A 14,514-nucleotide genomic window follows, 5' to 3' on the forward strand; every position below is an offset into this window, starting at 1 on the left:
GGGTGTCTTATGCCCTGGCTTTCTAAAAAGGAGTTGTCAACATGAATAAGAAAAGTAATGTTTTCCTGGTCATTGCCATACCTGCCTTTATTCTATTTTTCATTTTTCATACCTATCCTGCATTGCAAGGGATTTTTTACAGCTTCACGGACTGGAAAGGGTATGGGGATTGGAACTTTGTAGGATTGAAAAACTATTTAAATGTATTTGATGATGGCCGTGCCGGAGACGCGTATCTGTTCACTTTTAAATTTGCTATTGTTTCTACGATTCTAGTCAATATCATTAGCCTTGCAGTGGCAATAGGACTTAATTCGAAAATCAAGTTCCATAAGACGCTTCGGGCGATTTACTTCCTGCCTTATATTCTCAGTATTTTAATTGTTGGTTTTATTTTCAATTTCATCTTTGCTCATTTCCTTCCGCGAATTGGTGATGCCTTCGGCTGGGAATTCCTGAGCAGAAATATTCTCGGTAATCCTGATCTTGCATGGATAGGAATTGTCATTGTCGCAGTTTGGCAAGCCGTTTCCTTTAACACCATTCTATATCTGGCAGGTCTTGTTACAATTTCGGAAGATCTATATGAAGCAGCAAGCATTGATGGGGCAGGTGTCTGGACAAAGTTCTGGAGGATTACTTTCCCGTTAATAGCACCGTTCTTTACGATTAACATGGTTTTATCCCTCAAGAATTTCTTGATGGTATTCGACCAAATCGTCGCATTGACAGGCGGCGGACCTGGTAAATCAACGGAATCGATTTCCCTGCTTATCTACCGCGGCGGTTTCGAAGGCGGAGAGTTTGCCTATCAATCTGCCAATGCTGTGATTTACTTTATCGTGATTATCATCTTCTCTGTCATTCAATTGAAATTCTTAAATAAAAGAGAGGTGGAAAACTGATGAATCGCAAAAAAAATAGCTGGCTGATTACCACTCTCTTGATTTTAGGTTCATTATTAATCCTTTTTCCACTATATTTAACGGTTACAATCGCTTTTAAAACTCCGCCTGAAATGGCTGGGAATTTATTGGCGCTACCTAAGACATGGTCATTTAACAACTTTGCCAAAGCGATAGAAATGACCAATTTTTTCAATGCTTTTAAAAACAGTGCTTTCGTAACGATTTTTGTGGTCATCTTTACCGTAATGACGAATTCACTTGTTTCTTATGCGATCGCAAGAAACATGCATAAAAAGTTTTATAAGTTTCTTTTCTTCTACTTTTTAAGTGCGATGTTCATTCCTTTTCCAATTATCATGCTTCCGCTTGTAAAACAAACAAGTGCATGGGGTATGGATAATCTGGTAGGACTGATCATCCTGTATATCGTATTTAATTTATCCTTTAATGTATTTGTCTACATCGGATACATCAAGTCAATCCCTATTGAACTGGAAGAGGCTGCAATCATGGATGGCGCGAGTACCTGGGGTGTTTTCTGGAAGGTCATCTTCCCGCTGCTTGCACCAATGAATGCAACAGTCGCAATCATTACGAGTCTTGGAGCATGGAATGACTTCATGCTGCCGCTTGTGTTGCTGAGTGACAGGGAAATGGCAACATTGCCTCTCGTTCAGTATATATTCCAATCGCAATTCAGCACAGATTATAATCTAGCATTTGCCTCTTATTTGATGGCTCTTGCGCCAATGATCATCGTGTACATTTTTGCCCAGAAATGGATCATTAGCGGTGTGATGAAAGGTTCGATAAAATAAACCTAGTAATGAAATGATCGGAGTGTATTGATATGAATAAGACCTGGTGGAAAGAAAGCGTAATTTATCAGATTTACCCAAGAAGCTTTAATGATTCCAATGGTGACGGTGTGGGCGACATCAACGGAATCACGGAAAAAATCCCTTATTTGAGCGAGCTTGGAATTGATGTCATCTGGCTGTCTCCAGTTTATCAATCACCAAATGATGATAATGGCTATGATATTTCTGATTATCGGAATATCATGGACGAGTTTGGCACGATGCAGGATTTTGATAAAATGCTGACTGAAGCTCATCAGTACGGAATTAAAATCATGATGGACCTTGTTGTCAACCACTCAAGCGATGAGCATGCATGGTTCCAGGAATCCCGCAAGTCAAAAGACAACCCGTACAGAGATTATTATATATGGAAAAAGACTGACAATGGTGAGCCGCCAACGAACTGGGGCGCTGCTTTTGGCGGAAGCGTTTGGGAACTGGATGAACAGACAGGTGAGTATTATCTGCACCTTTTCAGCAAAAAGCAGCCTGACCTGAACTGGGAAAACCCTGTTTTAAGAAATGAAGTATATGAAATGATGCGTTTCTGGCTGGATAAAGGCATTGACGGTTTCCGGATGGATGTCATCAATTTCATCTCGAAAGATACAAGCTATCCTCAGGGAGAAGTACGCGAAGGCCATAAATATGGGGATGGAAGCAAGTATTATATGAACGGCCCGAAAATACACGAATTCCTTCAGGAAATGAACAAAGAGGCACTAAGTGATTATGACACAATCACTGTCGGGGAAATGCCGGGAGTTTCGGTCGATGAAGGCAAGCTTTATACAGGTGCAGATCGAAATGAATTGAATATGGTGTTCCATTTTGAACATGTTGGCTTGGGTGATGGCCAATTCGGCAAATGGGATCCGCGTGAATGGAAGCTGACACAGCTGAAGGAAATCTTCACGAAGTGGCAGAAAGGTTTAGAAAAAGATGGCTGGAACAGTCTTTACTGGAGCAACCACGACCAGCCGCGAGCTATTTCACGCTGGGGCAATGATTCGGATGAATACAGAGTTACTTCTGGCAAGATGATTGCTACCTGTCTTCATATGATGCAGGGAACTCCATATATTTATCAAGGTGAAGAAATTGGCATGACGAACGTCAAATTTAATGATATCAATGAATACCGGGATATCGAAACATTGAATGCTTATCGTGATTTAACTCCTGATTCCTTGACCCATGAAGAAATTTTCAAGGGAATCCATGAGCGCGGCCGTGATAACGCAAGGACTCCTGTTCAGTGGGACAGCAGCCAAAATGCAGGCTTTACAACAGGAAAGCCATGGATCAACGTGAATCCAAATTATGAAACAATCAATGCCGAAGCAGTTTTAAAAGATGAAGAATCTATTTTCTATTACTATAAGAAGCTAATTCAACTCAGAAAGCAAAACGAAGTAGTCGTGTACGGCACATATGACTTATTAATGGAAGATGATGAGCAGATTTTTGCTTTCACGAGGACACTTGGGGATGATCAATTATTGGTGGTCTGTAACTTCAGTGACCAGCAACCAGTCTTTACACTTCCAGAAAGTGTACGATACTCATCGAAAGAATTGCTGATTTCTAATCTTAATGTCGATGAAAATGAATCCATCGATGAATTGACGCTTCAGCCTTATGAAGCAAGAGTGTATGTATTAAATAAATAGTGAAGGGGCCTAATGAGGGCCCTTTTTCATTGAAAAATAGCGGATGGATTGAGGTGCTAATGTGAAGAAAAAATGGTGGAAAGAAGCTGTAGTTTATCAAATTTACTGGCGAAGCTTTTATGATTCAGATGGTGATGGCTTTGGTGATTTGAAGGGAGTCATTGAAAAGCTTGATTACATTAAAAGTCTTGGAATAGATGTAATTTGGCTGAACCCTTTCTACGAATCTCCAGATTGTGATAATGGCTACGATATCTCAGATTATTATCGTGTGATGGAGAAGGCCGGAGATATGGCGATTTTTCAGGAATTGGTCCAGGAGATTCATAACCGGGGAATGAAGGTGATCATGGATTTAGTCGTCAATCATACATCTGATCAGCATCCATGGTTTCAGGAATCCCGCTCCTCTAAGGATAATCCGAAGAGGGACTGGTATATTTGGGAGGATCCGAAGGAAGGGAAGGAGCCGAATAATTGGCGTTCCTATTTTGCGCCATCATGCTGGGAACTTGACCCTGAAACAGGGCAATATTATTATCATTCCTTCGCGGTGGAGCAGCCGGACCTTAACTGGAAAAATCCTCAGCTCAGGAACGAGATTTATAAGATGATGCGATTTTGGCTTGATAAAGGAATCGATGGTTTCCGGATGGATGTGATCAATCTCTTGGCAAAAAGAGAGGATTTTTCTGACTCAGAAAATCCATATGATATTAGTTACCTGGCAAATAATCCAGGTATACACGATTATCTGCAGGAAATGAATTCCGAGGTACTTCAGCATTATGATGGGATGACAGTAGGGGAGATTCCTTTTGTTACACCGGAGGAAGGTTTGCTCTATGTAGATGAGAGCCGGAATGAGCTTAATACATTATTCCATTTCCAGGTGGCTGACGAGATGCCAACCTGGGACTTGCTGCGTTATAAGAAAATCCAATTAAGCTGGTATGAAGGCTTAAATCAAAAAGGCTGGAACTCACAATTTTTAAACAATCATGACCATACAAGGCAAGTGACACGTTATGGAAATGACGGGAAATACCGTGAGGAGTCTGCCAAGTTGTTAGCTACCATGATTCATACGCTGCCAGGAACACCTTACGTTTATCAGGGCGAGGAAATCGGGATGACAGGAGTCAGGTTTGATTCAATTGAGGATTACAACGATATTGCCATGCGAAATAAATATCATGAAGAAGTAGCAAAAGGACGAGACCCACAAGAGGTCTTTGAGAGCCTGCTGCTGTTGAGCCGTGATAATTCAAGGACACCGATGCATTGGAATGATGCCCCGCAGGCAGGATTTACAAGCGGCGAGCCATGGATCAAAGTGAACCCGAATTTCAAGGAAATCAATGTGGAAGCGGCATTAAAAGATCAGGACTCCGTCTATTATTTTTACAAAAAGCTTATCAGTCTGCGAAAAGAAAATGAGGTTATGGTATACGGTGATTATCAGGATTTACTGCCTGATGATGAAAATCTGTATATCTACACGCGTTCTTACAATGGAGTAACGTGGCTGGTTGTACTGAACCATACAGATGAGCAGCGAACCTTTACTTTCGCTGCAGAATTCAAGCTTAGGGAAAAACAGCTGATTATCAGTAATTATAAGCCGAAAACGGAAAGCGATGAAAACTTGTTGGACCCGCATGAGGCGAGGATTTATCAAATTATTGAGTAGGAAGCAAGTGAAGCAAAAGGACGCTCCTTTTGCTTCTTTCTGTTGGAACGGTACATGCACAGTAACAACTACCAGACGATTACTAACAAATATCCTCTTTTAAAAATCAAGTAAAACATCCTCCAAATACTACCAAATATTTAAGATTGCTAATCTATCACCCGCAAAGTATTATCTTCTTAATACTACTAACATTATAATAGGACGGGTGCGACTTTGATCAATTACTTGGTGCTGTTTCTGTTTTATTATCCACTTGTCATGGGGATTGTTTGGATTACAGGAAGTTTAATATATTATGTAAAAAAAGAGAAGCAGGATCTCTTCTTTGAATACAATGCTGAGGATCTACCTTTTGTTTCCTTGCTGATTCCTGCATACAATGAGGAGCAGACAATTGAGGAAACGGTGAAGTATACTTCAAGCCTTAATTATCCTAATTATGAAGTGATCGTCATCAATGATGGAAGCAAGGATCGGACACTTCCAATACTAAAATCTCTGCTGGATCAGTACCCGAACTTGCGTATCGTCAATGTCGTGAATAATAAAGGAAAGGCGAATGCTCTGAAGCAGGGTGTGCTGGCCGCAAAAGGTGAACTCATCGCGACGATTGACAGTGATGCAATCTTGGATAAGGATGCGCTTATCCATATCGTTCCTCATTTTATCACTCCGAATAATGGAGAGAGGGTTGGCGCGGTTACCGGCAACCCAAGGATCCGCAACCGGACAAGCCTTCTCGCGAGAATCCAGCTGGTAGAATACGCTAGTATTATCGGTTTAATAAAAAGGACACAAAGAGTGCTCGGCAAAGTCATGACGGTTTCTGGTGTGTTTGTTGTTTTTCGCAAAAAAGCCCTGCTGGACGCGGGGATGTGGGATACTGACCTAATTACGGATGATATCGGGATTACCTGGAAGCTGCAAAGAAGATTTTGGGATGTCCGATACGAACCAAAGGCACTTTGCTGGATGCTTGTCCCGGAAACGTTAAAGGGAATCTGGAAGCAGCGCCTGAGATGGACCCAGGGAGGAATCGAAGTCATCCTGCGACACATGGATATCTTTCTGGATTGGCGTCAGCGAAGATTGTATCCGGTCTACATCGAGCAGGTAATGAGCGTCCTCTGGTCGATCACCTGGTTTGTGTCACTACTCATCATGGTTTACCAATACATTGTTCATCAAGAATTCATCTTGCCGACATTATGGATCGGCAACTATCTTTCTATTATTTGTCTGCTGCAATTCCTGGTTGCGCTCTATATTGAAAGGAAGTATGAAAAAGGGATTCTTAAATACATGCTATGGGGTATCTGGTATCCAATCCTTTACTGGCATATCAACGCCCTGCTCGTCATTAGGGCATTGCCGAGAGGGTTGAAAATACTCAGGAAAAATAAAGATCAATTTGCAACATGGGAAAGTCCAGACCGCGGACTCCATCTATAAGGAGAAAATATGATTATTAACAACAAACAGTCAAAACCGCGAAAAATCATAGACCTGCTTTTCACCTTGTTCGGCTGGGCATTTCTCGCATTGTTCCTGTATAACTTCATCACTCATTTCGAGGGCGATCTTGACTTTACATTCCTGGAACTGAATTTAGCCAACGCGAATTCAATCCTGCTTATCACCGTACTAGTGGTAATCACAAGCGTCGTCTTCCTCAGCTGGTGGAGTTCATACAACAGGCGCAAATACGGACATCTAAAAAGAAGAACATTCCCGCCACAGACAAGCGAAAAAGAGCTGGGTGAGTATTTTCAGGTAGCAGAAGACGAATTGCAGAGTATACAAAACAGTAACTATTTTGAACGGAGTTAGCGGAAGCAAGGGAATCCTTTGCTTCTTTTTTTGCTATAGGTTAATAAATATTGCCTGGGGTGAAAGGAAGGTCAAGACAAGAAAACGGAAAGGCCTATTCACTTTGTGTTTGCTATAATTACGCTAAGACTTTTGAAAAATAAGGAAAAAGGGATTTTATATGAATAGATTATTAGCATGGAGCGCTGTGTTACTATGATGTGCACTAAAGGATAATTCGATTTTCACATGTTCAAGAAAAGTTAGTTTAAGACCATTTCAATTCAATATCTTTTTGGAATTGCACCATTATCTCCCCATATTTTTTAGCAGGTAATAATAAACCGGCCACAGAATTTAACCCATGAACCTGCGTTTATTTTTCTCCCACTAATCTCCTAATACCCCGTCTCTACCATTCTAATGAAATCGTCTAACGCATGTTCTTGCAGAATCATAATCCGAGGCAGTTCATACCTGTCACTCTGATCCGTGCTGAGTCCACCGCCTACTTTGAATGCGCCTTTAAATCCTAATTCTTCTAAAACGGAAAAGAAACGGCATTGTAGCTTCCATAAATAAACGGTTATTTGGAAAAAAGCCAGCAAACATACTAGGTTTGCTGGCTTTCATTCATTAATTAATGGCCTGATCGATAATACGGCCTTCGACAACAGGACTTACTGTCTTGTTTTCTTGTTGATTCACATATTCAGTGAAGATTTCCCAGTCGACGAAACCAGGCTCGCTCACACGGCCTTCACTGTAAGCTTTTCCGAATACGTCATATCCATCTCCACCTTTAGCGGTGAAGGTGTTAGTTGCAACTGCATATGTTTTGTTAAGGTCAAGATTTACGTAGTTGACGCCATCTTCTTTTACTTCAACTAACTGGATACGCTGGCCAGCAGGAAGAGAGCTGTCGTACGTAAATTTCAAGCCTGACACTTGCAGGAAACCTCCTGAAGCTGTTGGGGCATCCTTGACGCTATGCTCCAGGGCTTCTTTGATTTCGGCACCAGTTAACTGCATAATTGCCAATGAGTTTCCGAATGGCATTACCTCAAGTACTTTTGCCATCGTAATGTCTCCAGCATTAACGGATGTACGGATTCCGCCGCCGTTCTGAACTGCGATGACTGTATCAGGATTGATCGTTTTGGCTTTTGCGAGCATTCCATCTGTAATCAAGTTTCCTAGATTCGTTTCACCTGTTCTCGCTGCAGGGTTTCCACCAATCAAATCAACAGTTGTTGACCCGATTACTGTGTTTTTCATTTCATCAACAGCAGGTTTGTATTTCTCGTTCAAGATTTGAGCTGCTACTGCATCATCTTCAAAGGTATTAACATCCAGCAACTCACCCGAATATTCAATGACTCGACCATTTTTATTAAATTTCACATCCAGAGTACCCAGAAATTTGCCATATTCGTTTGCTTGGACGATGACTGTCGGTTCTTTTCCTGCCTCTACTAAAACTGGTTCAGTCAATTTAACGTGAGTGTGACCGCCTACAATCACATCAATGCCGTCTACTTCCTCGGCCAATGTCAGGTCATTGTCCCCGCCGCCATCATTCAAACCGATATGTGTAAGCGCGATGATTTTATTAACCCCTTGTTCTTCAAATGCTTTTACAGCTTCTTTTGCTTCTTTAATGTAATCAGTGAATTCAACATCATCTCCAGGACTGGAGATGTCTACTGTTTCAGCCGTTGTAAGGCCAAAGATCCCAATCTTTTCCCCGTTTACCTCTTTTACTATGCCCTTGTAGACTTCACCATCATTTGCTTCAGATGAAAACTCGTTATTTGCAAGCATATTCATGTTTTGATCTTTTTCAAAGTTGACGTTCGCGCTGACAAATGGAAAATCGGCTTCCTTTACAAACTCTGCCAAAGGGGCCGTTCCTTTATCAAATTCGTGGTTTCCAAATGTCATGGCATCATAGCCTGCCAAATTCATGAATTCTAGATCTGCCAGTCCTTGGAACTCGTTAAAATATAGTGTTCCGGAAAAAACATCTCCGGCATCTAATAACAAAGTGTTAGCGTTTTCCTCTCGCACCTGGTTAATGGCTGCAATTCTTTTTGCTACGGAGTCTAAATGCGCATGCGTATCATTTGTATGCATGAGTGTTAATTCAAAAGGCTTGCCCGGCTTCTTGCCCTTCATGTTTGCTGATACTGCAGGAACAGCAAGTGATGTCAAAAGAACAGCAGAGGCAGTTACTGACAATAGTTTGCGGTAGAACTTGCTACGGTAGTTCATTAACATTTTCCTCCTTGTAAACAAAATAGTAATGCTATTAAGCTAGGTATCTTTCTCAAACACTTCAATTCTATCAAAGTTAGCATACAGAAATATTTAAAAAACAGAATATTTGTTATTTTGATAAAATAGTCACGGTAATAAAGAACTAATTGTCATTGGCATCTATAAAATAAATAGGAGTAAAGCCTACTATTGCTTTTGTGGAAAATTCCACTTAATTACAAAGGACTTTTAAATAATTTAGCGAATTATTTTGAAATATAGATAGAATGTTGGGGGAACATGATGAAAAAGAGAGGAATACTAGTTAAACTAGGAATTTTATTTGGATTGATCCTTACTGGATGCTCAGATAGGAACCAAGAGGAAACGGTGGTCATGACAGAGGTTAAAAAGACAACAAAACCTCCTGCTGAAGTAATGATACCTGTCACTAGGGATTTCATGCCAAATATGAACTTTGTGCCACGAAGCAATATACCAACTCATATCGTGTTGCATTTTATAAGCAATGCCGCGAATAAACCTGAAAACCCTTATATGTATGAAGATATCAGGGGAGTCTTCATTGAATACGATGTCTCCCCTCACTATATGATTGATCGTAATGGAGAAATTTATTTCCTGCTTCCGGAAAGCCGGGCTGCCCGTCATGCAGGCAAGGGGGAAATTGAGGATTTTCCTGAATACGAGGATCAATTAAATAAATATTCAATTGGCATAGAGTTAATGGCCATTGGGACCGAAGAAGAAATGCAGCAAATCATGTCCCCGGATCATTACAGAAAAATTCCCGCAGAACATATCGGTTACACGGAAGCACAATATCAAGCTCTTAATCTGTTGATTGACGATATACTGGCAAGGAATAAAAAGATTGATAGAAATAGAGCCCATATCATCGGGCATGATGAGTACGCGCCAGACCGTAAAACAGATCCTGGCGATTTGTTTGATTGGGACAAAATCCTCTTCACTCAAGAGTAGTGCTTGTTCTGCTCTAGTTCCTTTTTAATATATTCTGATACCATAACAAAGGATTAATAGACAGCCAAGCTTTTTCAATTTTCAAGAAGAAAAGCAAGAGTTCAAAGGTCTTCTCAGCAACAATTATTCGAGGAAGATAAAATGAATGACCCCTTAGCTCAGTATTTTATCAATTTGGTTCAAGATGAAGAAAAACGGACAGAATTACAACAAAAGTTAAATTCCTTATAATAAAGTAATTAATACGATTGCTTGTTAGAAATAAATTCAGTGCAGCATAAATCCGTTAGTGTTCTAACGGATTTTTTAATTATTATAAAGCTTGAACTCGCACTTCATAAGGGAGAACATTTAATGATTTTACTTGTGATCCTACTACCTATTAAGCTAATAGCTTGTAGCATTAGCGGTGAACAAAATTTTAGTAATGGTGAAATAAGATAGGGCAGAAAGTAGAGAAGTTCCTTTCTGCTGAAAGTGCAATCAAAGAAAAAACAGACCTTTCCATCTTCCAATAAGGTTTCGAAGAGATTGAAACACAAAAATTCCCGGATAGGGACATTTTTTATCCTGTCATCTATCCGGGATTATAGTTTAAACACTCATGAAGGGTGCTTGTCATATTCATTTATTTAAGTGTAAATAAATATTCATTGGATCCTACGATAGACACCCAGTTTGTTTGGTAGACCATTTCTTTTGGCTTGCTTCCTTTAGGGATTGGGAAATACAGTCTTCCACTATTCTTTCCTCCTGGACGCACGGCTGCTTCCTTTAACGTTACATCCATCAGAGTTTGTTTAATGAATGTGTTTACCTCAATTTCAACTCCATTGTCATCAAAAAACTTGAAGGAATAGAGGGTGACAAGATTTGGGGAGGTTTCCTTATCTCCGGTATTTTCATAGGAAACATCAAGCTGTACATAGTCATACTTGCTGTTGAGGTCAGCATCACTAGATTTATTTTCAACAATCTGATAGTCACTGACCATGATTTTCACTTCAGTAGAATGTTCAGGATTAATGCTAGTTTTAGCCTTGAAGGATTTGTTCAGTTTTACTTTTTTTGACTCTTTCTGCGGTTTCTCCGCTCCTTCCGCTAGAGCTTCGACAGTTTTGGTTTTTTCAGGCTTCACTTCTTCGTTCACTGAGGAACAACCAGTAGTTATGATAATGGATGAAATAAGAATTAGAAAGAATTTTTTCATATGTAATCTCCTACTTTGCTTTATAATATTGTTTTGGCATGTTGATTCCTTTTACAGACCGGAACTTCAGTGATTTATAAACCTGTAATTTCATTTCATAGCTTACTAGCGGACTTTGGTATATATAGGCGTATGCCTCCCGCATCCTGCTAAAGTATTTTGTAGAGTGTGGAATCCACCAAATAGTGCGAATGCTATTGTAAAATTGTAAGGCATCTTCCTCTCTTATCTGGTCATTTCGCCTTAATTTGGACAATGCCATTTTTATTTTGAGGGCGAAAACAATTTGTAGAGGAATCCAGGTCAATAGCAGTAACGTAATTAACCCCAAAAATATAAACTTCAAAACACCAGTCCACCTTTTCTGAGTAATAATACCTATAATATCGGCTGAAAAAGAAAACTTTTTAATGGTATTTGGAAAATTTTACTCATAGAGGGAAAGCAATTGGCATACCTAAATCCACTTATATTATGAAAAAGACGTAGTCGCATGCAAAAAGGGCGAGTGATTTCATTATTTAGTATCTCTCCAGCAAACGGAAATAATGTTTTTAATGATTTTTGAACTATAATTATTTAACCTTCTTATTGGGATATGGGAGAATATTAACATATTCTGTATTCTTGAAAACAAAGTATGAAAGGGGAGAGATAATATGTGGGTTAATGTACTTCCACAAACTGTGCTTAAGGATTCATATACATTTAATTTTATTTTGATGATCCGCGAATGGGATGAAAAAACGGGAAAAGATAAAGTGGAAGATTATTACCAATTAATTTTCACTATCATAAATGCTTTAGGAGAGGACTATCGAGAGTATGAATTCTTCTTACCTTTTATGGAATGGGATACTAAAGGGAAACATACAGGGTTGTTTGTTGATGAACCACCAGAGATGACCAAAGAATATTATACAGCTTCTTTTAATACAGTAGTTTATGTAATTAAAAAAGTTTTAGAAGAGAGCCGAGTTAGTGAAGAATTGCTGGTACTAGGGTTGATTGCGAAAATTGCTAAAGAATTTAAACTGGAGATAAGTGTTAGAGACAAGAAAATTGATGGCCTTAAGAAAGCTTATGAAAGCGGAAGACATCCGAATCAAAAAGGGATAGGAGCATTATTAGATAAACTTCAAAGTGAGGAGTATATTAAGAATCTTAAATATCAGCTTGCTGTATGGGAAGAACTTGTAAGGAAACAAAAATATATTAATTTTCTTTAGTAAAGACAGGCAACGAAGTATGTTGCTTGTTTTTGTTATTTTTTCAACTATGACATTTGTTTTCTGAACAAATTTGGACACATTTTCCACCAGTCTTAATATTATTGCTTTATATTTTCCGTCGATATAAGAGTATGGTGCTCTAAAAATTTTTAGGTAAGGTAGGAATTCGTATGGAAAAACTTGAAAAAATGCAAGTTGAGGAATCTAAAAAGAAGAACTTTCTAATGTTTTGTGTATTTTCTTTATCCCTTTTGGCAGGATTCGCGAAATCTTTAGTATCGAACGACTTAACCCAGAGTTTAATCTATGGCTCTGAGCTACTCCTCTTTACATTGGCTTTTCTTCTAGTTCAAAGATTCTTTAAGAAATATTGGTTATTCCCTTATATCGGCATTGGTATGGCTTTGTTCTTTACTACAGTTGGAGGTTATTTAACTGGTGGAGGATGGTCAATTTTAATTATTTCATTTTTTATGGCAATCTTTTCAGTTGTTCAATTAAACAAAAAAGTATTTATAATGGGGTATGTCTTAGGTTTTATTCCATTAATTATCACTCACATATCAGGTACGAAGGAAATTGAAACAATCCAGGCAAATGCCCCGACTACTTTTTTAGTTTATGTTTTATCCGGAATACTTTTATATGTGATTGTTCACCTTAACCAAAAGCAAACCACAACAATAAATAACCTAATTCTTAACTCTGAAGAAAATGCCTTAGAACAAAAAAGGCAGAAGGAATTTATACAGATCAACATGAGAAAAATACTGAAAGATGTATCAGATACAAATAAGCATATACAAAGCAATCTAATGGCACAAAGCGAGATAAAGCAAGTCATTAATGAGGTATCTGTTGGAAGCCAGCAGCAAAGCGAGCAAATTAATTCCATCTCTGAAAGTGCAGAAGTCTCACTTGAAGTAATGCTCCAATTACAAGAGATGATGAAGAATTTGGCTAAAGATGCTCTGCAGACAAAAGAGATTACAACTTCTGGTGGAAAAAAAGTGTTGTTGTTCAACAAAGACGTAAAGGACATACAAGCGTTTATATCGGATCTAAATCTTATGTTTAATAGTTTGAGTAATAAAATCAAAGAGACAAGCTCTTTTTCGGATGCCATTAAGCAAATTTCCGAACAAACGAATTTATTAGCATTAAACGCTTCAATCGAAGCTGCTAGAGCAGGTGAAGCTGGCCGAGGTTTTTCAGTTGTTGCTGAGGAAATAAGAAAACTTGCAGAAATCACTAATACCACAGCTCAAAATATTACCGTTAATTTATCTGAAGTAAGTAAGGATAATGAGACCACCCTATCGAAAATGGGGACCAGCGAAGATAAAATTGGTGCCATGATAAATTCTTCTGGAGAAATTGTTCATTTTTTCGAGGAAATATCCAGTAGTTTTGAAAGGATCAATACTGACTTAGATAAGACCGAAAAGTTATCGGAAGAAGTAGTTAGCAATAGTGCAAATGTCCAAAAATCGACCGCGGAATTAGCAGCAATTCTGGAACAAGCTAGTGCAAGTCTGGAAGAAATGAGTGCTACAGTAGAAACATTGACTAGCGATAGCTCAAAAATTGCAGTATCAATGGAAAGTACAACAGTCAATGCAACCAATATCTTGCAGGAATCAGAAGAAGAGTAATAACCTAATTTCTTGTCAGAATGAGAAACCGACTAGCACTACTCTGAAAAAGTGAAAATCTTAAAAAGGTTAAAAGCAGTTTGTAAGATTCTTCTTGCAAACTGTTTTTTATTGGTCTATCCGACTAGACATTCGCCATTTTAGGGGTTGTTGAGACTTATAATGGTTACAGAGCTTTTAGAGATACATAAGAAGTTCTTATAT

At 38.9% G+C, this 14,514-nt stretch carries 11 protein-coding genes; 9 read left to right on the forward strand and 2 right to left on the reverse strand.

Annotation, left to right across the window (positions count from 1 at the left end; all coding sequences use genetic code 11):
• Positions 1-41 precede the first annotated feature (41 nt).
• From J7E32_RS17375 to pgaD, 6 genes are all read left to right on the forward strand, one after another.
• Positions 42-905, forward strand: coding sequence for a carbohydrate ABC transporter permease (locus tag J7E32_RS17375; RefSeq protein WP_214909883.1), 864 nt, complete (start codon positions 42-44; stop codon positions 903-905).
• Positions 905-1,726: a carbohydrate ABC transporter permease gene (locus J7E32_RS17380; RefSeq protein WP_214909885.1), complete on the forward strand. Its 822-nt coding sequence runs from the start codon at positions 905-907 to the stop codon at positions 1,724-1,726. Before J7E32_RS17375 ends, J7E32_RS17380 begins: the two co-directional genes overlap by 1 nt.
• 32 nt (positions 1,727-1,758) lie before the next feature.
• On the forward strand, positions 1,759-3,444 hold the full coding sequence (locus tag J7E32_RS17385) for a glycoside hydrolase family 13 protein (RefSeq protein WP_214909887.1): 1,686 nt from the start codon (positions 1,759-1,761) through the stop codon (positions 3,442-3,444).
• 61 nt (positions 3,445-3,505) lie between these two features.
• Positions 3,506-5,137 carry a glycoside hydrolase family 13 protein gene (locus J7E32_RS17390; RefSeq protein WP_214909888.1) on the forward strand — a complete coding sequence of 544 codons (1,632 nt, stop codon included), beginning with the start codon at positions 3,506-3,508 and terminating at the stop codon, positions 5,135-5,137.
• Positions 5,138-5,353: 216 nt separating this feature from the next.
• Complete coding sequence (gene pgaC / locus J7E32_RS17395; RefSeq protein WP_286183396.1) at positions 5,354-6,592, forward strand: poly-beta-1,6-N-acetyl-D-glucosamine synthase; 1,239 nt, start codon at positions 5,354-5,356, stop codon at positions 6,590-6,592.
• 9 nt (positions 6,593-6,601) lie between these two features.
• Positions 6,602-6,970 carry a poly-beta-1,6-N-acetyl-D-glucosamine biosynthesis protein PgaD gene (gene pgaD, locus J7E32_RS17400; RefSeq protein ID WP_214909895.1) on the forward strand — a complete coding sequence of 123 codons (369 nt, stop codon included), beginning with the start codon at positions 6,602-6,604 and terminating at the stop codon, positions 6,968-6,970.
• A gap of 615 nt (positions 6,971-7,585) precedes the next feature.
• On the opposite strand, the gene J7E32_RS17405 is transcribed toward pgaD, so the two are convergent.
• A complete protein-coding gene (locus tag J7E32_RS17405) occupies positions 7,586-9,223 on the reverse strand; it encodes a bifunctional metallophosphatase/5'-nucleotidase (RefSeq protein ID WP_286183397.1) in 1,638 nt (545 codons plus the stop codon).
• A gap of 285 nt (positions 9,224-9,508) precedes the next feature.
• Between J7E32_RS17405 and J7E32_RS17410 the strand changes: the two genes are divergently transcribed.
• Positions 9,509-10,213 (forward strand): N-acetylmuramoyl-L-alanine amidase, encoded by a 705-nt coding sequence (locus J7E32_RS17410; RefSeq protein WP_286183398.1) that lies wholly within the window; start codon positions 9,509-9,511, stop codon positions 10,211-10,213.
• Between the two features lie 628 nt (positions 10,214-10,841).
• Here the strand turns inward: J7E32_RS17410 and J7E32_RS17415 are convergent.
• Positions 10,842-11,423 carry a DUF4352 domain-containing protein gene (locus tag J7E32_RS17415; RefSeq protein ID WP_214909898.1) on the reverse strand — a complete coding sequence of 194 codons (582 nt, stop codon included), beginning with the start codon at positions 11,421-11,423 and terminating at the stop codon, positions 10,842-10,844.
• Positions 11,424-12,082: 659 nt separating this feature from the next.
• Between J7E32_RS17415 and J7E32_RS17420 the strand changes: the two genes are divergently transcribed.
• Both J7E32_RS17420 and J7E32_RS23350 read left to right on the forward strand, forming a co-directional pair.
• Positions 12,083-12,652, forward strand: a complete 570-nt coding sequence (locus tag J7E32_RS17420) for a hypothetical protein (RefSeq protein ID WP_214909900.1) — start codon at positions 12,083-12,085, stop codon at positions 12,650-12,652.
• A 950-nt stretch (positions 12,653-13,602) separates the two neighbouring features.
• Positions 13,603-14,310 carry a methyl-accepting chemotaxis protein gene (locus J7E32_RS23350; RefSeq protein ID WP_483297616.1) on the forward strand — a complete coding sequence of 236 codons (708 nt, stop codon included), beginning with the start codon at positions 13,603-13,605 and terminating at the stop codon, positions 14,308-14,310.
• The last annotated feature ends 204 nt before the right edge of the window (positions 14,311-14,514 follow it).

Source organism: Bacillus sp. ISL-55 (assembly GCF_018613155.1).
Taxonomy (GTDB): Bacteria; Bacillota; Bacilli; order Bacillales; family Cytobacillaceae; genus Mesobacillus.